This is a genomic window from Lentisalinibacter salinarum, assembly GCF_040706555.1.
Classification (GTDB): domain Bacteria; phylum Pseudomonadota; class Gammaproteobacteria; order Steroidobacterales; family Woeseiaceae; genus Lentisalinibacter; species Lentisalinibacter salinarum.
This window is the reverse complement of the sequence record NZ_JAPDRH010000002.1, coordinates 320,247-342,683: the sequence shown is the minus strand read 5'-3', so window position 1 is coordinate 342,683 and position 22,437 is coordinate 320,247. Positions and strand designations below refer to the sequence as shown.

Annotated in this window: 20 protein-coding genes; 6 read left to right on the top strand and 14 right to left on the bottom strand. The window is 67.7% G+C overall.

The window, feature by feature from the left end; translation table 11 throughout:
* Window positions 1–44: 44 nt before the first annotated feature.
* The 12 genes from ACJMKZ_RS04620 to ACJMKZ_RS04565 all read right to left on the bottom strand — a co-directional run bounded on the left by ACJMKZ_RS04620 (window position 45) and on the right by ACJMKZ_RS04565 (window position 12,888).
* Complete coding sequence (locus ACJMKZ_RS04620; RefSeq protein WP_405232025.1) at window positions 45–512, bottom strand: hypothetical protein; 468 nt, start codon at window positions 510–512, stop codon at window positions 45–47.
* Complete coding sequence (locus tag ACJMKZ_RS04615) at window positions 509–1,786, bottom strand: NAD(P)/FAD-dependent oxidoreductase (protein WP_405232024.1); 1,278 nt, start codon at window positions 1,784–1,786, stop codon at window positions 509–511. The genes ACJMKZ_RS04620 and ACJMKZ_RS04615 overlap by 4 nt, the downstream gene beginning before the upstream one ends.
* Window positions 1,787–1,850: 64 nt before the next feature.
* Window positions 1,851–2,648: a helix-turn-helix domain-containing protein gene (locus ACJMKZ_RS04610; protein WP_405232023.1), complete on the bottom strand. Its 798-nt coding sequence runs from the start codon at window positions 2,646–2,648 to the stop codon at window positions 1,851–1,853.
* A 41-nt stretch (window positions 2,649–2,689) separates the two neighbouring features.
* Window positions 2,690–3,901: an aminomethyltransferase family protein gene (locus ACJMKZ_RS04605; RefSeq protein ID WP_405232022.1), complete on the bottom strand. Its 1,212-nt coding sequence runs from the start codon at window positions 3,899–3,901 to the stop codon at window positions 2,690–2,692.
* Window positions 3,902–3,903: 2 nt separating this feature from the next.
* Window positions 3,904–5,523: a phytoene desaturase family protein gene (locus tag ACJMKZ_RS04600; RefSeq protein ID WP_405232021.1), complete on the bottom strand. Its 1,620-nt coding sequence runs from the start codon at window positions 5,521–5,523 to the stop codon at window positions 3,904–3,906.
* A gap of 13 nt (window positions 5,524–5,536) precedes the next feature.
* Complete coding sequence (locus ACJMKZ_RS04595; protein ID WP_405232020.1) at window positions 5,537–7,081, bottom strand: phytoene desaturase family protein; 1,545 nt, start codon at window positions 7,079–7,081, stop codon at window positions 5,537–5,539.
* A gap of 145 nt (window positions 7,082–7,226) precedes the next feature.
* A complete protein-coding gene (locus ACJMKZ_RS04590) occupies window positions 7,227–8,363 on the bottom strand; it encodes a PQQ-dependent sugar dehydrogenase (RefSeq protein WP_405233134.1) in 1,137 nt (378 codons plus the stop codon).
* Window positions 8,364–8,510: 147 nt separating this feature from the next.
* On the bottom strand, window positions 8,511–9,272 hold the full coding sequence (locus ACJMKZ_RS04585; protein WP_405232019.1) for a protein-L-isoaspartate(D-aspartate) O-methyltransferase: 762 nt from the start codon (window positions 9,270–9,272) through the stop codon (window positions 8,511–8,513).
* Window positions 9,273–9,321: 49 nt separating this feature from the next.
* Window positions 9,322–10,620 (bottom strand): APC family permease, encoded by a 1,299-nt coding sequence (locus tag ACJMKZ_RS04580; RefSeq protein WP_405232018.1) that lies wholly within the window; start codon window positions 10,618–10,620, stop codon window positions 9,322–9,324.
* The gene (locus tag ACJMKZ_RS04575; protein ID WP_405232017.1) at window positions 10,617–11,063 is read right to left on the bottom strand and encodes a hypothetical protein; all 447 of its coding nucleotides are present in this window, start codon (window positions 11,061–11,063) and stop codon (window positions 10,617–10,619) included. The genes ACJMKZ_RS04580 and ACJMKZ_RS04575 overlap by 4 nt, the downstream gene beginning before the upstream one ends.
* A 74-nt stretch (window positions 11,064–11,137) precedes the next feature.
* Window positions 11,138–12,601: an SDR family NAD(P)-dependent oxidoreductase gene (locus ACJMKZ_RS04570; RefSeq protein ID WP_405232016.1), complete on the bottom strand. Its 1,464-nt coding sequence runs from the start codon at window positions 12,599–12,601 to the stop codon at window positions 11,138–11,140.
* Window positions 12,602–12,684: 83 nt separating this feature from the next.
* Complete coding sequence (locus tag ACJMKZ_RS04565; RefSeq protein ID WP_405232015.1) at window positions 12,685–12,888, bottom strand: hypothetical protein; 204 nt, start codon at window positions 12,886–12,888, stop codon at window positions 12,685–12,687.
* Between the two features lie 214 nt (window positions 12,889–13,102).
* Between ACJMKZ_RS04565 and ACJMKZ_RS04560 the strand changes: the two genes are divergently transcribed.
* Both ACJMKZ_RS04560 and ACJMKZ_RS04555 read left to right on the top strand, forming a co-directional pair.
* Window positions 13,103–13,702 carry a hypothetical protein gene (locus tag ACJMKZ_RS04560; RefSeq protein WP_405232014.1) on the top strand — a complete coding sequence of 200 codons (600 nt, stop codon included), beginning with the start codon at window positions 13,103–13,105 and terminating at the stop codon, window positions 13,700–13,702.
* A 162-nt stretch (window positions 13,703–13,864) separates the two neighbouring features.
* On the top strand, window positions 13,865–15,565 hold the full coding sequence (locus tag ACJMKZ_RS04555; RefSeq protein ID WP_405232013.1) for a M14 family metallopeptidase: 1,701 nt from the start codon (window positions 13,865–13,867) through the stop codon (window positions 15,563–15,565).
* Between the two features lie 56 nt (window positions 15,566–15,621).
* Here the strand turns inward: ACJMKZ_RS04555 and ACJMKZ_RS04550 are convergent, their stop codons facing one another.
* The gene (locus ACJMKZ_RS04550) at window positions 15,622–16,491 is read right to left on the bottom strand and encodes a pirin family protein (protein ID WP_405232012.1); all 870 of its coding nucleotides are present in this window, start codon (window positions 16,489–16,491) and stop codon (window positions 15,622–15,624) included.
* A 122-nt stretch (window positions 16,492–16,613) separates the two neighbouring features.
* Here ACJMKZ_RS04550 and ACJMKZ_RS04545 point away from each other — a divergent pair, with 122 nt between their 5' ends.
* From ACJMKZ_RS04545 to ACJMKZ_RS04530, 4 genes are all read left to right on the top strand, one after another.
* Entirely contained in the window at window positions 16,614–18,656 is a 2,043-nt protein-coding gene (locus tag ACJMKZ_RS04545) for a prolyl oligopeptidase family serine peptidase (RefSeq protein ID WP_405232011.1), read from the top strand.
* Window positions 18,653–18,922 (top strand): hypothetical protein, encoded by a 270-nt coding sequence (locus tag ACJMKZ_RS04540; RefSeq protein WP_405232010.1) that lies wholly within the window; start codon window positions 18,653–18,655, stop codon window positions 18,920–18,922. Before ACJMKZ_RS04545 ends, ACJMKZ_RS04540 begins: the two co-directional genes overlap by 4 nt.
* Window positions 18,923–18,934: 12 nt before the next feature.
* The gene (locus ACJMKZ_RS04535) at window positions 18,935–19,588 is read left to right on the top strand and encodes a DJ-1/PfpI family protein (protein ID WP_405232009.1); all 654 of its coding nucleotides are present in this window, start codon (window positions 18,935–18,937) and stop codon (window positions 19,586–19,588) included.
* Window positions 19,589–19,831: 243 nt separating this feature from the next.
* Complete coding sequence (locus ACJMKZ_RS04530; RefSeq protein WP_405232008.1) at window positions 19,832–21,310, top strand: FAD-binding oxidoreductase; 1,479 nt, start codon at window positions 19,832–19,834, stop codon at window positions 21,308–21,310.
* A 60-nt stretch (window positions 21,311–21,370) separates the two neighbouring features.
* Here the strand turns inward: ACJMKZ_RS04530 and ACJMKZ_RS04525 are convergent, their stop codons facing one another.
* The gene (locus tag ACJMKZ_RS04525) at window positions 21,371–22,267 is read right to left on the bottom strand and encodes an aldo/keto reductase (protein WP_405232007.1); all 897 of its coding nucleotides are present in this window, start codon (window positions 22,265–22,267) and stop codon (window positions 21,371–21,373) included.
* Between the last annotated feature and the right edge of the window lie 170 nt (window positions 22,268–22,437).

Below are 22,437 nucleotides of genomic sequence, written 5' to 3'. Positions count from 1 at the left end.
GATCGAGGAGGGGCACTCTGCCGGCGGCAACGCGTGGCGAGCCGCTAAACGGCTTGGCCTTGCTCATCGAGCAATTCGTCGCGCCACTCGTGGACATTCATCTCGATGGCGGCGAATCCGGCTATCCAGACGAACGTATCCCACGTGTAGACCCAGTGGCCGAGATACGCCCACCAGCCCGCGAGCACGAGCAGGATCCCGTAGCCGAGCAGCTTCAGGGTCTTTGCACTGGTCATGACCATGCCGCCGATAACACCGCGCCCCTGTTGGCGGACGACGATCTCGATGGCGAAGATGATGACCAGCCAGGTGATCGCCTCGATGGTATCCATGGTAGTTGCGAATTCGCCGGTCCAGTCCAGCAGCGACGACGCCCCGGTCAGGGTATGCAGGGCTCGGTCCACGTCCTCGTAGATGTAGACGCCGAAGTTCGCGATGAGCAGCGCGTAGACGATCCACTTGACGGTCTGCTGGATCTTGTGGAGGTCGGCTCTCGCGATCGCCTCCCTCACAGGCGGTCTTTCACCCGATGGTAGAGCACTCCCAGCGCGACCAGCGGCCTGCGCAGGAGATAGGCGCCGGGCAGGATCCGCGGCTTCACCGCGGCGAACAGATCGAACCGCTCCATGACGCCGGCGATGGCATCCGCCATGATCTGGCCCGCCAGGTGCGTCACGTTCACGCCGTGACCGGAATAACCCTGGCAGTAGTAGACGTTTGGCGAGACACGACCCAGCTGGGGCACGCGATTCAGCGGCACGCCGATTGTCCCGCCCCAGGCGTAGTCGATGGCGACGTCGGCAAGCTCCGGGTAGATCCTCGCCATCTTCGCCCGGTGGCTGCGCTTGATGCGCTCCGGATCTTCGCCGGAATAGCCACTGCGCCCGCCGAACAGCAAACGCTTGTCCGCGCTCAGGCGGTAGTACTCGACCAGGTAGTTGGGGTCGCACACGGCGAGGTCGTGCGGGTTGATCCTCGCGACCACCGACTCCGGCAGCGGTTCGGTGGCGATGATGTAGCTCCTGACGGGGAAGAGAGCGCCCCTGAGTTTAGGCTCCGCATCGTGATAGGCATTGCCGGCGATGACGACTGCATCGGCCGTCACCGAGCCCTCGGCGGTGACCACACTCGGCCTCTCGCCCTTGTCGATCCGCACCACGGGTGATTTCTCGTAAATCGTCGCGCCCCGGGACACGGCGGCGCGGGCCTCGCCGATGCACAGATTCAGCGGATGCAGATGGCCGTTGGCCATGTTCAGCAGCGCGCCGATATAGGCCTCCGTGCCGATGGTCTTCGCGGTCTCCTCGCGCGAGAGCAGCCGGAATTCGTGCGGGAAGCGCGCTTTCTCCAGCCGCTCGTAGTCGGCTTCGAGCGCGCGCAGGTGCCGTTCCCGGATGGCGACGTCGACATAGCCCGACTTCAGATCGCAGCGGATGCCGTAGCGCTCGACCCGGTCGCGGATGATCTCGTGCCCGGCCCAGCGCAGCTCGCCGAACAGATCCTCCGTGTCCCGGCCCCAGTGCCGGGCGATGACGTCCTCGCCGGAGATGCCGCCGATCATCTGGCCGCCGTTTCGTCCCGACGCACCCCAGCCGACCCGGTTGGCCTCGACCACGTGGACGTCGTAGCCGCGTTCCGCCAGGTGCAGTGCCGTGGAGATACCGGTGAACCCCGCGCCTACGACGCACACATCCGCGCGCTGCGCGCCGCGCAGCGGCGCGAAGTCGGTGACGTCGTTGACGGTTGCCGCGTAATAGGAGCCGGTGTGGTCCTGCAGCCCGCTCATGGCGTCCTCCGTTGGCTGATGTCGCCGCGGTCCGCGCGGGTATTCATACGGTCGTGCGGGCGGGTCAGTGATCCGTCCGCGTGCGGCGGTAGCGGGCCGGCGTCTGACCGACGAACTTCCGGAATGCCGCATAGAAGGCGGAGTTCGAGTTGAAGCCGGCCGCGAAAGCGATATTCAGTATTGCGCCCTCGTCGCCGCTCGTATCCGCGAGCATCCGCTTCGCATGCTCGACCCGGTACCGGTTCACGTAGTCGAAGAAAGTCATCCCGAAGCCGGCATTGATGACCTGGGACAGATGATTCACGGAGCAGCCCACCAGCCTCGCGAGTTTCGGTAACGTCAGATCGGAGCGGAGCCAGGCCTGCCGGGAGACCATGACCGTCTCGAGACGCTGCCGGTGCGCGGAGAGCTGTGCGGCGGTCAAACCGGACTTCGCGTACTTCCCTCTGCCGGGCAGAGCGGACACCGGCTGCGCCTTGCCGGGCGTGCGGCCCGTGGCCGGAAGCTCGTAATAGTCATGGATCGTCGCGGCGGCATCGCCATGCAGGGTGATGAACTCCGCGCCCTGTATGGGCTGCGCCGGGCCGCCGCGGCGACCGCTGCAGTCGAGTGGGCACATGCGGTACTGGAAGGCGATGGTCGCCGGCCCCTCGACGATCTCGCCGATCAACTCGTAGCGGTGCCGATAGGCGGAGAAGAACTCCCGCAGCGCCACGACCAGCTCATCGTGGGAGCTGCGCCGGTTCTCCGGTACGTCCCAGTACAGGCCATCGCGGGCCAGGTGGTCGGCCACGGCGACCGGGTCGCGGTGGTTCCAGGCGTCGAAATAACTGCTCACGAACTCGGTTGCACGCATCTTCATCCCCTCCCACCGGAGTACAGAAGCTACCACAGCTGTGTGGCTCAGTAGTCCGGGGGCGGCGTGGCGCGGGCGCGGGCCGGCGTCCAGAAGGGCTTGTCGCGACGAAGACAGCGGGCGACGCGGCTGTACTGGCGCAGTTCCTTCTCGTAGTAGATCTCCGCCCACAGCGGCCCGTCCAGGTACTCGGTCCGGATCATAGCCAGCGCGATATTCGCCTTGACCGCCGGCGACCACATGGCGGATGTGACATAGCCGACCTCCCGCGTGCAACGCCGGTTAGCGTAGATGTACGAGCCGCCCGCCTGCCGATTCCCTTCGACGTCGAGTTTCGCCAGCGTGTACTTCGGCCCCCGACGCCGCTCCTCCAGCAATGCGCTGCGGCCGTTGAAATGGGGCTTGCGGAAGTCGACCAGCCAGCCGAGGTTGAGCTCGAAGGGAGTCTGGTCGTGTTCGAAGTGCACCGTGCGCAAGGCCTCGTTGAATTCCATCGCCGGCATGATGAAGCCTGCCTCGAGGCGGGCCATATTGGTCGCGGCCTCGCCGTAGGGCTGTATGCCGTAGTCGGCGCCGGCGGCATACAGGTCGTCCCACATCTGCAGTCCGAGGTGTCGGGGTATCCAGAGTTCGTAGCCGAGATCGCCCGTGAAGCCAGTGCGCGAGACCATCAGGGACTCGCCGCGGTAGGGGAAGTGCCGGATGTCGAAGGGCTTCGCCTGCTCAATACCCTGGAGCCCCATCTTCTTCAGCACGGCGCAGGAGGTGGGGCCCTGCAGCGACAGCGCTGCGAGGTCGTCGGTGATGTCCGTGACCGTGACATCGTCGTAGCCGAATGCGCTTCGGGCCAGCCAGGCCGTGCAGGGGCTGCCGCAGGTCAGCATGAAGCGGTCCTCGGCCAGCCGGAAGATGGTGCCGTCGTCGATCATGCGGCCCTCGTCCGTGCACCAGACGGAGTAGGCGACCCGGTCGAGGCGGATCCTGCCGATGTCCCGGGTGACCATCCGGTTCAGCATGGCCGCCGCGTCGGCGCCGCGGATCTCGTATTTCTGCATCGGGCAGATGTCGTAGGTGCCGCACAGATTGCGCACGCAGAAATATTCGTACTCGGTGTCGTAGTAGTACTCGGCGAACTTGTAGCCGTTCCATGCCGACCAGGCCTCACGGATGTTCAGCTCCTCCTGCCTCGGGTAGAAGGGGGAGCGCTTCAGGCGCTCGCCGGCGTATCGATCGTTGATCCGGGTGCTCTCGGTACTCATGGTCACTCGTCGCTGAAGTCGTCTTGCGGCACGGTGTTCGGGCGCCGGAGATCGCGCAGGATCTCGCGGGCGGAGTTCGCACCGCAGGCCGCCGATACGCCGCCGCCTGGATGAGTGGAGGAGCCGCTCATGTAGAGGTTCTTCACCGGCATGCGGTACTGCCCGTAGCCGGGGAAGGGGCGGTTGAAGAACAGCTGATCGATGGTGAGCTCGCCCTGGAAGATATTACCCTCGGTCAGGCCGATCTCGTTCTCGATCTCGTGGGGCGTGCGTACCTCCATGTGCACGATCAGGTCACGGAACCCGGGACTGTAGCGCTCGATCTTGTCGATGACCGTCTGTCCGAACGCGTCGCGTTTCTCCGGCGTCCAGGGACCGTCCGCCAGTGTCGGCGGGCAGTACTGGATGAAGTTCGACATCCAGTGCTGCCCGGGCGGCGCCACCGTCGGGTCCCAGGCGGAGGGTATGACGGACTCGATGAACGGGTCGTCGGACCAGCGGCCGCGTTTCCAGCAGTCGTAGGCGCGTTCCATCGTCTCGAGCGTGCCGGTGAAGGCCTGCCCGCCGCGGTTCAGATACGGGTTGTCCGGGACACCGGTGAATTTCGGCATGTCTGACAATGCGATATTGACCTTGCCAGAGGAGCCGCGGATCTTGAAGTGCTTCGCCTTCTCGTAGATGCCGTCCGGCAGATCCGAGCGGTCCATGATCTGCGTGAAGGTGCGCTTCGCGTCCAGGTTGGAGACCACGATACCGGCGCGGACCTCGTCGCCGTTCTCGAGCGCGACGCCCACCGCCTTGCCGTCTTCCACCAGGATCTGCTGCACGCCGGCCTCGGTACGGATTTCGCCGCCGTGCTCGCGCAGCGCCGAGGCGATGGCGTGGGAGATGGCGCCCATGCCGCCGCGGGCGAGACCCCAGGCGCCGATATTGCCGTCCACGTCGCCCATCACGTGATGCAGCAGGATGTAGGCGGAGCCGGGCGAATAGACGCCGAGCGCCGTGCCGATGATCCCCGGGCTCGCCATCGCGCCCTTGATCAGTTCGTTTTCGAAATAGTCCTCGAGGAAATCGGCGGCACTCATGGTGAAGAAACGCACGTACTCGTAGAGTTCCTTCTCGCCGAGCGACCAGAACTGCTTCGCGAGGTAGAGGATCTCCATGATGTCCCGCGGCCGGAACGAGGCCGGGTCCGGCGGCGTGCGCATGAGCGTCTTGCGGATGAGCTGCGAGTAGCGCATCAGGTCCGTCTGGAAGCGGTGCATGGCGTCCGCGTCGTGGGGTGAGTGGCGTTTCAGCTCCAGGTGCGCGGCTTCCTCGTCGTGATAGGAGAACAGCCGTTCGTCGTCGTCGCCGAAATTGACGGTACCGAGGTAGGGCACGAGCAGCAGGCCGTGGCGTCCGAGGTCGAGATCGCGGTGGATCGCCTGGCGCATCATGCTGCAGACGTAGGAGCAGTTGGAGTAGGTCCAGCCCTCGTGCAACTCCCGCGAGACAGCGGCGCCGCCGATGTAGTCGTTCTTCTCCAGCACCACGACGTCGAGGCCCGCCTTGGCCAGGTAGGCTGCGTTCGCCAGCCCGTTGTGGCCGGCGCCGATGACGACTGCGTCGTAGCGCTTCATCCCCGGGCCTCCGTCATCCCAGTATCTCCCGGGCGGCATTGCGGCCCGGCGCGCCGGTCAGGTCGCCGCCCGGATGGGAGCCCGCGCCGCAGAGAAAGAGCCCCGGCACCGGGGTCGCGTACTGGGCGGCGCCGTAGGTCGGGCGCATCATCAGCAGCTGGTCCATCGCGAACTCGGTATGGTGCCAGTGGCCGCCGGTAACGTTGAACCGGGCCTCGATGTCCGCCGGCGTCAGGAATTCCGCGTGCAGGATATGCTCGCGGATGTCCGGCGCGTAACGCGCGATCGTGTCGATCGAGCGTTCCCGCATGCGTTCGCGTGCCTGGTCGCTCCATCCCCCGCGCAGGCGCCGGGGCACGTACATGACGTGGGCGGAGAGCACGTGCCGGCCGTCGGGTGCGGCGGAGGGATCGTGCAGTGTCGGTATCACGATCTCCATCACGGGATGAGCGGGGCAGTCGCCGTATTTCGCATCGTCGAAAGCGAATTCGATGGCGTCCATGGTGGGCGCTATGATCATCCGTCCGTCCGGCCGGTCCAGCCCGCGGAACTCCGGCAGCGCGTCCAGCGCCAGGTGCAGCTTGGCGACGTAGCCGTCGCAGCGCAGTCGCCGGATCCGGTTCGTGAAGTCGATCTCCAGGTTGTCGACCCCCACGAGTTCCAGGAATGTCCGCTGCGGATCGGCGGCCGAGACAATACGCCTGGCCCCGACCTCGGTCCCGTCCGCCAGCCTGACGCCGGTCGCACGCAGGCCTTCCTCGTCGCCGTCGATCAGTATCCGCTCGACCCGGGCCCCGTAGCGGATCTGCGCAGCCGCCTGCTTCGCCGCCGCCTCCAGGGCGGCGACCAGCCCCGGTATCCCGCTCGCCGGCAGCGCATGCTCGCCCTTCGATTCGCCGGCCATCCGATAGAGCATGGCAAGCACCGCGCCGTTCGGTGATCGGGGTGCCATCTTGCCGCCAATGAGGCCGTCCCAGCTCAGGGCGGCTTTCAGCAGGTCGCTGGCGAACAACTCGTCCATCAGGTCCCGCGTCGGCAGGGAGGCGACACGCAGGAATTCCTGCATGTCCTGCCTGCCCATGCGGCGGATGTTCAGGCCGATGTGGGCGAAGGTCATGGCGTTGGCCAGACCGGCCGCGCCGATCCGGGGCATGGTCTTGTGCCAGAACGGAGAGAGCGCCTTCGCATAACGCCGCAGCCGGCGCAGATACTCCGTGTAGGCCTCCTCGTCGGCCTCGCCGGCGCCGGCGACCCTGCCGCCGCCGATCGTGACGTGCGATCCATCCTCGGCGAGCGCCACCGTCCGCAGCGGGGAGGACCCGGGATCGAAGCCGTGCCCGCGCAGTCCCAGTTCGCGGATGACCCGCTCGGAGAAATGGCTCAGCGAGTGGGCCGGCGAGGCGTGGAAGCCCGGATGGAACTCGTAGCCGGCCGCAAGGCCGCCGGGCGCGGGCCCCGCCTCGAGCACGAGCACACGCTGTCCGCCGCGTGCCAGGTAGGCGGCGCAGACGAGTCCGTTGTGGCCGGCGCCGATGACGATGGAGTCGTACTGGCTCAAGTCGTTGATCCCGGGTCGATCAGCCGATCGTCGGAATACGCTAGTTGCCAGGCCGCGGCGCGGCTTCCGGGCCTATACGCGCGGAAGCGGAACCGGCACCGGCCTCGGCCCCGAGGCCGTTCCGCGCCGCCCGGGCGCGACGACATTACTGCGGCGTCAGCCTCAGCAGCCTTCCCTGGCTGTCGCCGCGCTCGTCTTCCAGCACCCAGATGGCGCCGTCCGGCCCTTGCGCCAGGGCGCGGATGCGCGCGCCCATGTCCCAGCGTTCGGCCTCGCGGGCGCTGTCGCCGTCCAGTTCGATGCGCACGATGGCCCGGGACGACAGCCCGGCGGCGAAGGCATCACCGCGCCAGTCGCCGAACAGTTCGCCCTTGTAGATCATCAGGTCGCCGGGCGAGATGGCCGGCACCCAGGCGACGGCCGGTGTCTTGAACTCGGGCCGGGTGTCGTGATCCGGTATCTCGCGGCCGTCGTAGTGGTCGCCCTCGGAGACTTCGGGATAGCCGTAGTTCTCGGCGCGGACGATGTGGTTCAGCTCGTCGCCGTGGGCCGGGCCCATCTCGATGACCCAGATGCGGCCGTCGAGGTCGATGTCGATGCCCAGCGGATTGCGGTGACCCAGCGTCCAGAAATCGCCGTAGACGCCGATGTCGTCCACCAGCGGGTTCTGCTCGATGTAGTTCACCCAGGGATTGTCGGCGGGCTCGGTGCCATCGTCGTTGAGGCGCAGCACCTTGCCCATGTTGCTCTGCATGTCCTGGGCCGGCGTGAACTTCTGGCGGTCGCCGGAGGTGATCCACAGATAGCCGTCGTCGTCGAAGGCGAGACGGTGCCCATAGTGGCCGAAGCCGACCACCTTCGGATACTGGCGCCAGACGACCTCGACGTCGGAGAGTGTGCCGCCTCTTTCGGTCAGCTCCAGCGTCGCTCGCGCCACGGCGGCGCCACGGGTATCGGCGACGCCCGCCTCGACATAGCTCAGGTAGATGACGCCATTCCCGGCGAAATCCGGGTGTAGCGCGACGTCGCCGAGTCCTCCCTGGCCGCCGTAGTCCACGTCCGGTACGCCGCGCACGGGTCTGGACTTCGCGCCGTCCCGGGTCACCACGAGGAGATTGCCTTTCTTCTCGGTGACCAGCAGGCGGCCGTCCGGCAGGAAGGCCATCGCCCAGGGTTCGTCGAACGAGGTGACCGTTTCGACGGCGAAGGGCTTGTCGCTGTCCGCCTGGACGCAGGCAGCGAGCAGGAACGCCGCGGCCGCGGCCGTGAGCTGCAACCACAGCCGGTGGACAAAATGCCTGTGGAAAGGTCGCCAATGGACAGGCCGCCGGTGAACAGATCGGCTATGGGTCATGCAACTCCCCTGGGTACGCTTTTCGTGAATCTCTGCCGATCAATGTACCCAATGATCGCCGCGGCTGTCACATCGCTATTGTTCGACATCCCTGGTGAACGGAACGAATCGCACCGGCAGCACATGCCGGGACGTTATCGAGCCGTCGGGGCGTTTCTCGAACACCTCCAGGAACTGGGCGCCGCCCTCGGGGCCCACCGGGATGACGAGGCGGCCGCCCACCTTCAGCTGTTCGATCAGCGGCGGCGGCACTGTCTCGGGGGCGGCGGTCACCACGATGGCATCGAACGGCGCGGCCTCCGGCCAGCCGCGGTAGCCATCGCCGATCCTGACGCTGACATTGTCGTAGCCGAGCCGCTCCAGTGTCTCCGCCGCCCGCTCGCCGAGCGGCGCGACGATCTCTATCGTGTAGACGTGCTCGGCGATCCCGGCGAGGACGGCGGCCTGATAGCCCGAGCCCGTTCCCACCTCGAGTACGGTGGAAGCCGGTCCCACCGACGCGAGATCCGTCATCAGCGCGACGATATAGGGCTGGGAGATCGTCTGGCCCTCGCCGATCGGCAGCGGCCGGTCCTCGTAGGCGTATTCACGGTAGGCCGGCGGGACGAATTCGTGGCGGGGCACGTCGCGTATGGCTTCCAGGACCGCCGGGTCGAGACGCTCTTTGCCCGTGTAATCGGCGGTCTCACGCACCTGCTTCTCCACCGCCCGGGCGAGCGCCAGACGCTGGGCCTCCCAGGAGGATTCCTCGCAGGCGGCAAGAGGCACGCCCAGGCCGAGTACGGCAGCCAGCGGTAGTGATCGCAGCAATCGGCGCGTGTATTCCGCCCTGTTCATGGTTCCCGTGTCCTTCTGCACTGACGGTAATCCCGCAGCGTGCCGCCGGTCAAACGGGCCGGCGGCCGCGGGTCAGGCGGTAGAGCAGGGCGCCGGAAACGATGGTGGCGACCGCCGCCAGCATCTCGCGGGGGTTGACGGTGGCGGCGAGCCCCGCGAAGACGAGCGTGAAGACCACGAACACGGCCGGCGCCAGGGGATATGCCCAGGGATACGCCCAGGGATAGCCGGGCAGTTCGCGTCGGCGCCCGGGTTGGCGCCGCACGGCGAGAAACAGCGCGGCAGCCGTGCCGGCGGCGCTGAGGCCGAGCGTGAAGCCGAGATACGACAGCAGTTCCCGCAGCCCGGTCAGCCAGACGACGCCGATGGCCAGCGTGCCCTGCAGCGCGACGGCCGCCGTGGGGGCGCCGTCCCCGGAACGGAACACTCGAGGGAACAGGCCGTCCTCGGCCATCTTCGCGTAGACCCGCGGGCCCGCCATCACCATCGCCGAGACCGAGGTGAACAGCGCCAGTGCGATCAGGAGACGGATGGCGGCCGCCAGCGGTTCGCCGCCCAGTGCGCGCGCCGCGATGGCCGCCACGTCCTCCCGGCCGGCGGCCGTCTCGAACGGCGGCGCGAGGACGAAGACGGCGTTCAGCGCGAGGTAGAGGAACAGCGTGAGCAGCGTGCCGAGCAGCAGGGCCCGGGGCACGACGGATTCCGCCGACGGCACTTCGCCGGCGACGTAGACCGCGGCGTTGAAGCCCGAGTAGCTGAACGATATCCACATCAGGGAGAGGGCGAAGGCGGCCAGCGAGAATGGCGGCGGATCCGGCGCGGCGAGGCCGCTCCAGGGGCCGCCGCCGAGCACGGCGAGGCCGCAGAAGGCGGCCAGCAGCGCGAGCTTCAGCGCGACGGCTGCATTCTGCACCCACGCCCCCCGGCGTACGCGCAGCGCGTGCAGCAGCACGGCGACGGTGATCACCGCGGTGGCGACGGCCTTCGCGGCACCGGCGTCCGGGCCGAGTGCATACGCGGCGAAGGTGAGCGCCGAATAAGCGATGGCGGCCGTGAAACCGGCCAGCAGCGAGACCCAGCCCGCGATGAAACCGACGGCCGGGTGCACGATGCGGGAGAGATACAGGTACTCGCCGGCGGAACCCGGCACCAGCCGTGCCAGGGCGCCGTAGCTGAGCGCGCCGCACAGCGCGAGCAGGCCGCCGATCAGCCAGGCCGCCAGCACGAGCCACGGCGAGCCGAGGTCTGCCAGTGCGAAACCGGAGGTGGTGAAGACGCCGGCGCCGATCATGTTGCCGATCACCAGTGCGACCAGCGTCCAGAGACCGAGGGCCGGGTTCTTCCTCACCGCGGGCCGCGGGAGACCGGCAGCAGTATGTCCTTCAGCAGGTTGTCCCAGTCGCCGATGCCGCAGCCGTCGTCACGGGTTACCACCGTGCTCACCGACTGGCCGTCGAGGGTGCCGCTCAGCATCGCCGTCTGCGGGCCGCCGTAGACCTGGGTGCAGACCTGCTCGGGCGACGGACCGCGGACGAGCCGGTTCTGCACCGCGGGACGGGCGAGGGCCCTGCAGGCGTCTTCCACGTCGATCTGCGCGGCGCCGCGCAGGCTGGCCTCGCCGGCCTCGCAACGGATGACGTAGGAGACCGGGCTGCCCTGCGGATCCTGGATGACCACGCTGATCTCGGCCCGCAACCGCCCGCCGCCGGGCGAGGGGGCACCGGCGCATGCGGCGCAGAGCGAGGCGGCGCCGACCATGGCAACGACGCTGGCGAAGCAGCGTCTTGTCACTGGCCTCGCTGGCTTCACTGATTTCACTGCTTACAACGGGGCTCCGGTCTTCCGGACGGCATGCGTCCCGCCCATCATACTGCGGCCCGGCGGCCCGCGCTGCCCGGGGCGTCACTCAGGCCGGGCCGGGTGCTCTCCATCAGCTCGCCGAGCTGCTCCAGCAGTCGTGCGCGCTCCGCCGCGCTCTCGACGGTGCGGGAAGACAGGTGGCTCGGATGCTGTTCGCGATCCAGCCAGAACCGGCCCGAGACTTCGCCCGCCTCGCTGGCGGCAGCCAGCCAGACGGCGGTGTCCGCCCCCTCTTCGGGGCTGCGCAGGACGTATCGCGTGAGGCGGTAGAACCCGGGCAGGGATTCCTCCACGCCGGGAGTGTCCGCCCAGCCGGGATGCATGGCATTCACCGCGATGCCGTCGTCCGCCCAGCGTGCGGCCCACTCCTCCGTCAGGATCATGAGGCCGCGCTTGGCGCGGGCGTAGGCCACCGATCCGGAATAGAGGCCGCGTTCGCTCTGCAGGTCGTCCACCCGGATCTTCTGGGTGTACATGCCGCCGGACAGTACGTTCACCACCCGGGCCGATCCGGCCTTCACGAACAGCGGCTGCAGGCGCTCGGTGAGGACATACGGGCCGAGCAGGAGCAGCGCGAAGCTCTTCTCCAGCCCCTCCGTCGTCTCCTGCCGCGGGTTGAAAAGCGCGCCCGCATTGTTGATCAGCGCGTCCACGGGCCGGCCTGCGGCGAGCAGCCGGTCGCACAGGGCATGCACGTCCGCCATGACGGAGAGGTCGGCGATCTCGTAGCCGATGTCGCTGTTGCCGGTCTGCTCGCGCAAGTCGGCGACCAGCGTCGGGGCCTTGTCCGCATCGCGCGCCACCAGGGTCAGGCCCGCGCCGAGCGTCGCCAGCTCGCGGGCGGCGGCGAGCCCGATGCCCGAGGTGGCGCCGGTGATCAGCATATGGCGGTCGCCCAGGTAGGCGGAGACGGGTTTCCAGTGGCGGCGCGCGGCGCAGTAGCCGAGACGGGTGAAGCGCCACAGACCCGGCAGCACGAGGCGGTCGGCTGCGGCGGTCAGCACGGAAGCCCGGGGCGGCTCGTAGTCGTCCTCCAGAGCCTTCTTCAGCCCGCCCACCGCGCTCTTGCCGACCCGGTCCATGGCGGCCGGGAACAGCCGGTTCAGGGCGGCGAGCGGTGCGGGGAAGTCGAAGCTGGCGATATAGCGCACCCGGGTCCCGTCGCCGGCTGCCTCGAAGAGGATATCCTCGCGGGCCGTGAACAGGCGCGATTTCACCGTCATCAGCAGGCGGCGGTCCGGTTCGAACTCGACCACCCGGTAGTGCAGCGAGAATCCCGCCTTCATGTCGATGCGGTACTCGGCGCCGACACCGGGCCCGCCGTCGGTGAGCCGCGTGGCGCTGGCGACCGCCGGGTCCCATTCCTCGATGCGGGCGAAGTCCGACACGTAGGCGAACGCCTCGTGCAGCGGGCGCGCCGCTTCGATGGTCTCGTCGAGTGTGATGGCGTTGTTCGTGGTATTGCTCATGGCTTGCAGACTCGTCGGTCCCAAACCACGATATTCGCACGGCAGGGCCGTCCGGTTTCGCCGTTCGCCGCGCGCGGGCGCCGTCAGTCGTCCAGTTCGCCGGCGTCGTAGCGCTTCAGGAAGCGCTTTATGAAACGCCGCACTTCCCGGGCGGCCGAGGTATCGAGTTCCTGACAGGCGTCCAGGAAACGGTCGCGCAGTTCGCTGTCCAGGCGGAGTACGAGCTGCGCGTCCTTTTTCTTCTTCTTGTCTTTTTCTTTCTTGGCCACGTCGCTCGCTGCGGTCATCGTCGCACTCCTCGCGTCCGTCGCCGGAGCGCCTTCGCGGGAGAGTATTTCAATGTATATACGTTCGCTTGGCAAGTGATTCGCCGGGCTATGGCGTAGAGCGGCGGAAAACCACTATTTCCGACGAGATAGCTCAGGTATATACACAATCGTGTTACAAGATATACTATGTATATACATTGGTATGCAGACTGGTATGCAAAAGGGGGTTCTCATGGGCAAGATGCGACGCCTTATCTTCGCAGCCGCAGGCGGTTGCCTGCTCGCGGGCCTGTCCGGCTGTGCGACGACGGCCGGCAATATCGATTCGGCCGCCGAACTCGCGGGTGAGACCGGCGAACCCGCTGCCACCGTGGTGTTCGGGCGCTTCGAGCTGATGCGCAACGGTCACCAGGTGGCCTTCGGTGACGGCATTTTCGCCAGTTCGGCCACCCTGAACCTCGCCGAGGCGGGCAGTCCGCAGCCCATCGTCGGCAGGATCGGCCGGGACGGTGAGTTCGCCTGGGCATTGGAACCGGGCACCCATCGGGTGACGAGCATCGGCTTCCGCTATCAGGGCCAGAAGATCCGGCCGCCTACCGGTTTCACGTTCACGGTGCCAGAGGGCTACCGCGCGAGCTACGTCGGCACGATCACGCTGGAGGCCACCTTCGACCGCGGGCTGCTCGGCACGCGCGTGCACGTGGACCGCTACACCATCAGCGACGACTGCGCAGCCGAGTGCGACGGCCGCCTGAGCCGGCTCGGCCTCGACGCGAACCAGTCGACGCGGACGCTGTTCTCCTGGGAACGCAGCGTAGCTGCCGCCGAGTAACGTCCGACCGCCTCTGTCTGCAGCGGCCCGTGGGGTGGCGCGCCGTCGGGATCCAGGCCCCGACGGCGGTCCGATGGGGTGGGCACCGCGATCGGAGAGGCCGCGCGCGGCGCCCGATTTTTTTTGTTGTGGTCCGTCCGGGCTGACCGTAGCATCGCGGCCATGACAGCCGACTTCCGCAACCGCTACCTCTCCTACCAGGAACTCACCGCGACACTCGAGCACTGGGCCGGGACCTGGCCGGACCTCGTCCGGCTGGAATCGCTGGGCCGCACGGAAGAGGGCCGCGAACTGTGGCTGCTCACCATCGGCCCGCGCCCCGACGATATCCGTCCCGCCGTCTGGGTGGACGGCAACATGCACGCCGCCGAACTCTGCGGTTCCAGCGTGGCGCTGGGTATCGCCGAAGACATGCTGCGTTTCCACGCCGAGGGCACGGTGCCGCACAACCTCTCTGCGGCGGTGGGTGAGGCGCTCCGCGACGTGCTGTTCTACGTGATGCCGCGCATCTCGCCGGACGGCGCGGAACGCATGCTGAAGGAGTGCCGCTATGTGCGTTCCAACACCCGGGACCGGCGCCCGAACGACAGCCGCTCGTACTGGCGGCCGACGGACCTCGACGGGGACGGCGCCGCTCTCGCCATGCGCGTGGAAGACCCGACCGGCGAGTTCGTCGCATCGACGGAAGTCCCGGACCTGATGGTGCTGCGCACCGTCGATGACGAGGGCCCCTTCTACAAGCTCTATCCCGAGGGCGTCATCGAGAACTTCGACGGCGCCACCATCCCGTCGCCGTCCTTCCTCTCCGACAGCCCCATCGACCTGAACCGGAATTTCCCCTGGTCCTGGGCGCCCGACCACGAACAGGCGGGCGCAGGCGAATATCCGGGCAGCGAGGCGGAGTCGCGGGCCGTGATCGAGTTCACCACGGCGCATCCGAACATCTTCGCCTGGCTGAATCTGCATACGTTCGGCGGCGTCGGCATCCGTCCGCTGGGCCACCAGCCGGACGCGAAGATGGACCAGGAGGACCTCGCCATCTTCCGCCAGGTGGGCGAATGGCTGGAGACCCACACCGGCTATCCCATGGTCAGCGGTTACGAGGAGTTCCTGTACGAGCCGGACAAGCCGCTGCACGGCGACCTCACCGACTACGCCTACCACCAGCGGGGCTGTATCGGCTACGTGGTGGAGCTGTGGGACCTGTTCGCGCAGGTGGGCCTGGAGCGGAAGAAGCCGTTCGTGAAGGCCTACAGCGATCTCGACCGCGACGACATGGTGGCGATCGCGCGCTGGGATCGCGAACAGAACGCCGGGCGCGCCGTGCTCGAGTGGCGCGGCTTCGAGCACCCGCAGCTCGGTCGCGTGGAGCTCGGCGGCATCGATCCGCGGGTGGGGATGTGGAACCCGCCGTACGAGCTGCTGCCCGGCATCTGCAATCAGCACGCGGCCGCCTTCCTGCGCGTCGCCGCCATGGCGCCCCGTCCGCGCTTCGCGGCGGTGGAGACGACCGCCCTCGGCAGCGGTCTCACCCGGCTGGACGTGACCGTGGAGAACGTCGGCTACCTGCCGAGCTACGTGTTGGGCTCGGCGAAGAAGCTCAGCTGGAACGAAGAGTTGTATCTCGACGTCGAGTGCGACGGCTGCGAGCTGGTCGAGGGCGGATCGCGCCGCACGCTCGGCCACCTGGACGGATGGGGGCGCGGCGCGGGCGAGGGCACGGGCGCGCTGTACTATCCCTACGGCCGTGGCAGTACGGGACGGGCCCGGCGCTCGCTGGTGGTCAAGGGAGCCGGCACGGTGACGTTACGCGCCCGGTCCTGCCGCATGGGCGAGATTCGGCAGGAAGTCACCCTGGACTGAGCCGGGCCGGCCGTCAGTCCAATTGCCTCTGCCTCGCGGCCCGCGACGAGGAAGAATCAGCGCTCCGCGTACTCGACGAGCGCGCCGCTGCGGTAGTCGGCGATGGCCTGCTCGATCTCCTCGCGCGTGTTCATGACGAAGGGACCGTACTGGGCCACGGGCTCGCCGATGGGCTTGCCGGCCAGCAGGATGAACCGGGCGGTGTCGCCGACGGACTCCAGGGTCACGCTGTCTCCTTCGTCCAGTATGCCCGCCGAGCGCGGCGGCAGTTCCCGGCTGCCGGCGCCGCGACCGACGGTGACGCTCCCCTCGTAGGCATAGACGAAGGCGCTGTGGCCGGCCGGCACGGGGCACTCGAACAGGTGGTCCGCCGCCAGCTCCACGTCGACGAACAGCGGTTCCGTGCTGAGGCCGTGGATCGGGCCGGTGGTCGTCGTCCCGCCCACCGGTACCTCGCCGGCGATGACTTTCACCCGCCCGCCGGGAATGTCCGCCGCCGGGATCTCCGCCGCGGGGATGTCGCGGTAGGCCGCCGGCTTCATCTTCTCGGCGGCGGGCAGGTTGATCCAGAGCTGGAAGCCCCGCATGCGGCCCTCCCGCTGCTGCGGCATCTCGGAATGAATCACGCCGCGGCCGGCGGTCATCCACTGCACGCCGCCCTCGGTCAGCTCGCCCACGTTGCCCATATGGTCCTCGTGCCGCATGTGGCCGTTCAGCATGTAGGTGACGGTCTCGAAACCGCGGTGCGGATGGGGCGGGAATCCGGCGATGTAGTCCTCCGGGTTGTCGGTGCCGAACTCGTCCAGCATCAGGAAGGGGTCCAGCCGGCCGCTCTCGCCGGCGCCGAGGCTGCGGCGCAGCCTGACGCCGGCGCCGTCCGAGGTCTCCACGCCGGGGATGACCCGGCTCAACGTGCGTTCCGCCATGATCCGTCCTCTCTTGATGCCGCTCCAGTGTAGCGCCCTGCGCTCCCGTCCCGCGACACAGCGGGTATCATGTGGCCCTTTTCTGGCAACCGGCCGCGGAGAACCGGAGGAGACGAGAGCCGATGAGGAGACCAGCAAGCGCCATCCTCGCTGCCGCCACCCTGCTGCTCGCAGGGGTCGCCGTAGCCGCACCGGAGCGCCCGCTCGAGCGCATGGACGTATTCGAGCTGGAGTGGGCTTCGGATCCGCAGATCTCCCCCGATGGCGAACAGATCGTCTACGTCCGCAATGGCATGGACATCATGACCGACGAACCCGTCGCCCGGCTCTGGCTCGCGTCGTCCGATGGCGAGCGGCACGAGCCCCTGACCGGTAACGAGCGCGACGAATCGGGCGCGGTCTGGTCGCCGGACGGTACGCGGATCGCCTACGTCGCCGAGGCCGGTGACGACGGCGCCGAGATCTTCGTCTACTGGCTGGAATCCGGCACCCGCGCCAGCCTGACGCAGCTGGAGACGAGCCCGTCCGGGCTGAGCTGGTCGCCGGACGGCGCTCGGCTCGCCTTCTCCATGCGGGTGCCGGCCGAGCCACCGTCGCTGGTGCGGTCGCCGCCGAAGCCCGAAGGCGCCGAATGGGCAGAGACGCCGAGGGTGACGACCCGGGTGACCTACGAGAGCGACGGCAGCGGCTACCTGGAGCCGGGTTTCTACCATTACTTCGTGCTGCCCGCCGACGGCGGCACGCCCCGGCAGGTGACCTCCGGCGCCTTCCATCACCAGGGCACGCCGCGCTGGACGCCCGACGGCGAGTCGCTGGTGTTCTCGGCGAACCGCAATCCGGACTGGGAGCTCGATTTCGTGGAGTCCGACGTCTACCGGGTGGACGTGGCGAGCGGCGAGATCACCCGGCTTACGGACCGCGACGGCCCGGATACCGATCCCGTGATCTCGCCCGACGGCAGCCTGATCGCCTGGCGGGGCTACGACGACGAGGTACGGACCTATCAGGTCGACAGGCTGTACGTGATGGAGATCGACGGTGGCCGCAAGCGCGAGCTGTTGCCGGACCTCGATCGCAGCATCTCGGGACTGGCATGGAACCGGGAGGGCGACGGTCTGTATTTCCAGTACGCCGACCAGGGCGTGACCCGGATCGGGTTCACCACCCTCGGCGGCAAGTTCCGGGTGATGGCGGAGAACGTCGGCGGCACGGTCATCGGCCGCCCCTACGTGCGGGGCTCGTTCTCGGTCTCCGAAGACGGCCGGATCGCCTACACCCGCGCTACCGCTCACCGCCCGGCCGACGTCGCGGTGGTTTCCTGGCTGGGCGGTGCGCCCGCTGCCGTCACCGACCTGAACGCCGATGCCCTCGGCGGCCGGTTGCTGGGCGGCGTGGAGGAGTTCCGCTATCCCTCCACGCTGGACAAGCGGGAGATCCAGGGTTGGCTGGTGAAGCCGCCCGGCTACGACCCCGGACGGGACTATCCGCTGCTGGTCGAGATCCACGGCGGCCCCATCTCGCACTACGGCCCGGTGTTTTCCCCGGAGCTGCAGCTCTACGCGGCGGCGGGCTACGTGGTGTTCTACACCAATCCCCGAGGCAGCACCGGCTACGGCGAGGAGTTCGGCAACCTGCTGTATCACGATTTCCCCGGCGGCGATTACCAGGACATCATGGACGGCGTGGACGCCCTGGTCGAAGCGGGCATCGCTTCCGAGGACAGGCTCTACGTCACCGGCGGCAGCGCGGGCGGCACCATGACCGCCTGGATCGTCGGCAATACCGACCGCTTCCGGGCTGCCGCGGTCATCAAGCCGGTGATGAACTGGGTCAGCAAGACGCTGACCGCCGACAACTATTTTAAGTACGCGGACTACCGTTATCCGGGTCAGCCCTGGGAGAGCATCGAGGAATACATGAAGGAATCGCCGGTGTCGCTGCTGGGCGAGATCGAGACGCCGACGCTGGTGATGGTGGGCACCGCGGACCTGCGCACGCCGCCCTCCGAGGCGAAACAACTCTACAGCGCGCTGAAGATCCGCGGCATCGACACGGCACTGGTCGAGATGCCGGGCGCCGCCCACAACATTGCGCGCCGGCCGAGCCAGCTCATCGCGAAGGTGGATCACATCCTCGCCTGGCTGCAGAGGTATCCACCGGAATGAAGACGATATCGGGACCCGGGGCTGGCGCTGCGGTGATGCTCGCGGCGTCGGTGCTCGCCGGCTGCGCGAGCGCGGAGCCGAAGCTCGGCATGGCCGTGGAGGATTTCGAGCAGGCCTGTTTCGAGTCCGACCGGGCGCGCGGCAAGCTCGTGTTCGCGGAGCGTAACCGGGAGATCTATTTCTGTGATCTCTGGGACACACACTACGTTTTCGAGGACGGCATCCTGGTGAGCATCGAGCAGGAACTGTCGCCCGAGGCGGACTAGGGAGGCCGGGCAATGCAGCGGCAACGGGTCGGCATCATCGTTTTCGATGACGTGGAGGTACTGGACTTCTGCGGTCCCTTCGAAGTTTTCTCCGTGGTTCGCCTCGACGAGGGTGCGCGGCGCGAGAAATCGTCTCCTTTCGACGTGGGCCTGGTTGCCGAGACGGGCGGCCCGGTCACTACCGCGGGCGGCATGACGGTGACGCCGCGCTGGTCCTTCGACGATTGCCCGGCCCTCGATCTGCTGCTGGTGCCGGGCGGCTGGGGCGTGCGCCGGCAGCTGGAGAATCCGCCGCTGCTGGATTGGCTGCGCGAGCGCAGCCGCGAAGTCGAGCGGCTCTGCTCGGTCTGCACCGGCGCCCTCTTGCTAGGCGCCGCGGGACTGCTGGACGGCCGCCGCGCGACCACGCACTGGCGGTCGCTGGACTGGATGGCGGAGATGCTGCCGGCGGTGTCCGTGGACCGGCAGCAGCATTACGTGCGCGACGGCGATGTCTGGACCGCCGCCGGGATCGCGGCCGGGATCGACATGGCACTGGCGCTCGTCGCGGCGATCCATGGTAAAGACACCGCGTCGGCGACCGCGCGTTACATGGAGTATCCCTGGCAGGAATCGGCCGAGCGGCGCATCGAGCTTGCCGGGACCGCCGGCACGGGACCGGAGTGATCCGGCTGGCGCCCGTAATCGCCGGCCGCAGCCGCACCGCCGGTTGCGCAATTTAGACAGAGTCTGGACGATTTCTCGACATCCGACGGAACGATGAACCGGCTTGCGGCGCGCCAAAAGCCGCGAAAATGCTCGGGCTGCCCATCCCCCGGCTGCCGTAAAGCGCTGTTGACAGTGGAAATATTCCCGTAGACGGGTATAAGTTTCTCGGTCCATGGACGATTTTCTCGGGGGAGCAAAATCATGGACAGACGCCATTTCTGCCATCTGACGATGGCCGCGGGCGCGACCACGGCATTTCCCTTTCTGTCTGCCGGGGCGCCGACGCTTGCGCAGGAGGCCCGATCCGGTGTCCGTGCCGTCTCGCTGGACGGCGCAGAGATCGAGATCGGGAGGTCCGCCGTGCGCGACTTCGGCGCCGCAATGCGTGGCCCGGTGCTGCTCGCCGGTGACCCGGCCTACGACCAGGCACGGAAGATCTGGAACGGGATGCACGACAAGCACCCGGCGCTCATCGCCCGGTGCGCCGACAGCGCCGATGTGAGCGATGCGGTCAATTTCGCCCGCGAACACCGTCTGCTGCTGGCCGTGCGCGGCGGCGGCCACAGCTGGCCCGGCAAGTCGGTTTGCCAGCGCGGGCTCATGCTCGACCTCTCCGCCATGAACGGCGTACGGGTGGATGCCGATGCCCGCCGCGCGCATGCTCAGGGCGGCGCGCTGCTGAACACGCTGGATACCTCGACGCTTAAGCACGGTCTCGTCACGACTGCGGGAGTCGTTTCCCACACGGGCGTCGGCGGTTTCACGCTGGGCGGCGGTTTCGGCCGGCTGAACCGTAAGTACGGTCTCACCATCGACAACCTGGTCTCGGCCGAGATCGTCACGGCGGACGGTGCGGTGCGTCGGGTCAGCGCGGATCAGGAACCGGACCTCTTCTGGGCGATCCGGGGTGGCGGCGGCAACTTCGGCGTCGTCACGGAGTTCGACTATCGCCTGCATCCTTTCGACCGCAACGTGCTTTCCGGCAACATCGTCTGGCCCGTCGAACAGGCGGGCACGGTGCTGGATTTCTATGCGGACTGGGCCGGCGGACTGTCCGACGAACTCTACGTCGGGCCGGCGCTGCTCACCATGTCGGACGGGCAGGGCGTGCTCGTGATGGAGGTCGTCTACAACGGTGATCCTGCCGCGGGAGAGAAAGAGCTCGAGCCACTCCGCCGCACCGGCAAACCGGCCGAGGACGGCGTCAAGGTGCAGGACTACATGGTCATGCAGACTCAGGAGGACGCGGCATTTGCCCACGGCATCCGCTCCTATGCCAAGAGTGGCATGGCGAAGGAGGTTACGCGTGATCTCATCGCGGCGCTGATCGACAGCTACCGTCCGGACCCGCGGCTCGCCTTCTTCACTCACACCGCCGGAGGGGCCGTGAGCCGGGTCGGGGAGCTGGACACGGCATTCCCGCACCGCAAGGCCGAGACCATGCTGATCGTGGCAGGCGCCTGGACGGATCCTGCCGACGACGCCGAGGCCATCGCGCTGGCGAGGGAATGGTTCGCCGAGATCGAGCCGTACACCGGCGGCTATTACGACAATATCGAGTTCGACGGCCAGGGTGCGGCAGGCAATTACGGGCCGGCCTACGAGAGGCTGTCCCGCATCAAGGGTCGCTACGACGCGATGAACCTGTTCCGGCTGAACAGCAACGTACGACCGGCCTGAAACGCCGGGACAGTCGACCCGATTCCGATTCGGGCCGACTGTCCCGATATGCGTCCGTGGCTAGGCCAGGTCGCGGACGAGGTCGCGCATGCGTTGTCTGGTCTTCTCGTCCGGCAGCGCGCCGAAACCCGCCCCGATGTTGTCCACTGCATGGCGCGGGTTGGCGGTCTCCGTCAGCACGCAGGTCACGGCCGGGTGGGAGAGGATGAACTTGAGCGAGAACTGCGCCCAGGTGGCGCAGTCGAACTCGGCCGCCCACGCCGGCAGATTGCGGTCGCGTACCAGCCTGAACCACTCGCCGTTGATGAACGGGCGATTGATGACCACGGCGACGCCCCGCTCCTGCGCCATCGGCAGGACGCGTTCCGCGGCCTCCGGTTCCATGAGCGAGTAGTTCACCTGCAGGACGTCCACGGTACCGGTGGCCATGAGCTCCATCATGACCGGGTAGTACTCACTGCGGTGTCGGGCCACGCCGATATGCCGGGCCAGACCCTCGTCCTGCCAGCGCCGGAACGTACGCCAGTTCGGTACCGCCGTCTCCGGATAGGCGTGCATGAGGTCCAGGGCCGGTTTGCCGGTCGTCGCGAGCAGGCGTGCCGCCTCGTCGCGGGCCGCGGCCTCGTCGTCGACGTCGAAATAGGTGCCGAGGAAGACCCGGTCGCCGATCTCACGTTCGCCGACGACGTCGGCTACGACGAAACGGCTGTCGCCGGAGCAGTCGATGTAGCGGGACCCGTAACGCTGGAAGATCTTTATGACGTCCCAGGAGGCCTCCCGGTCGCCGCTGCGAAAGGCGTTCGAGTTGCCCATGCCGATGACGGGCAGCGACTCGCCCGTGCGCGGGATCGGTCGGACCGGCAGCTGCTTGTGCTCGGCCACCAGCGTCGGCAGTGGGGCCGTGGCAGCGAATGCCGCAGCGCCGCCGTATTTCAAAAACTGCCGTCGGGTAGCCATATGAGGTGCCGGACCGAACTTTTGCAAGTTTCGCAACTTTTCAGACTTCCCGGTCGATCGCAAGTCGGAAATCCCGCAGTCTTGCCTCGCACGCGCTGGTGGCGGAGCCCATCGGACCGATGCCGTTTGCCTCATCCATTGAAATCCCGCAATGTGGCGCAGCGCGTCAA

Coding starts and splice junctions, on each gene's coding strand:
- ACJMKZ_RS04615 (WP_405232024.1), bottom strand. CDS start 1,786: ATGAGCGGGCTGCAGGACCACACCGGCTCCTATTACGCGGCAACCGTC.
- ACJMKZ_RS04610 (WP_405232023.1), bottom strand. CDS start 2,648: ATGAAGATGCGTGCAACCGAGTTCGTGAGCAGTTATTTCGACGCCTGG.
- ACJMKZ_RS04605 (WP_405232022.1), bottom strand. CDS start 3,901: ATGAGTACCGAGAGCACCCGGATCAACGATCGATACGCCGGCGAGCGC.
- ACJMKZ_RS04600 (WP_405232021.1), bottom strand. CDS start 5,523: ATGAAGCGCTACGACGCAGTCGTCATCGGCGCCGGCCACAACGGGCTG.
- ACJMKZ_RS04585 (WP_405232019.1), bottom strand. CDS start 9,272: ATGAACAGGGCGGAATACACGCGCCGATTGCTGCGATCACTACCGCTG.
- ACJMKZ_RS04570 (WP_405232016.1), bottom strand. CDS start 12,601: ATGAGCAATACCACGAACAACGCCATCACACTCGACGAGACCATCGAA.
- ACJMKZ_RS04565 (WP_405232015.1), bottom strand. CDS start 12,888: ATGACCGCAGCGAGCGACGTGGCCAAGAAAGAAAAAGACAAGAAGAAG.
- ACJMKZ_RS04560 (WP_405232014.1), top strand. CDS start 13,103: ATGGGCAAGATGCGACGCCTTATCTTCGCAGCCGCAGGCGGTTGCCTG.
- ACJMKZ_RS04555 (WP_405232013.1), top strand. CDS start 13,865: ATGACAGCCGACTTCCGCAACCGCTACCTCTCCTACCAGGAACTCACC.
- ACJMKZ_RS04550 (WP_405232012.1), bottom strand. CDS start 16,491: ATGGCGGAACGCACGTTGAGCCGGGTCATCCCCGGCGTGGAGACCTCG.
- ACJMKZ_RS04545 (WP_405232011.1), top strand. CDS start 16,614: ATGAGGAGACCAGCAAGCGCCATCCTCGCTGCCGCCACCCTGCTGCTC.
- ACJMKZ_RS04540 (WP_405232010.1), top strand. CDS start 18,653: ATGAAGACGATATCGGGACCCGGGGCTGGCGCTGCGGTGATGCTCGCG.
- ACJMKZ_RS04535 (WP_405232009.1), top strand. CDS start 18,935: ATGCAGCGGCAACGGGTCGGCATCATCGTTTTCGATGACGTGGAGGTA.
- ACJMKZ_RS04530 (WP_405232008.1), top strand. CDS start 19,832: ATGGACAGACGCCATTTCTGCCATCTGACGATGGCCGCGGGCGCGACC.
- ACJMKZ_RS04525 (WP_405232007.1), bottom strand. CDS start 22,267: ATGGCTACCCGACGGCAGTTTTTGAAATACGGCGGCGCTGCGGCATTC.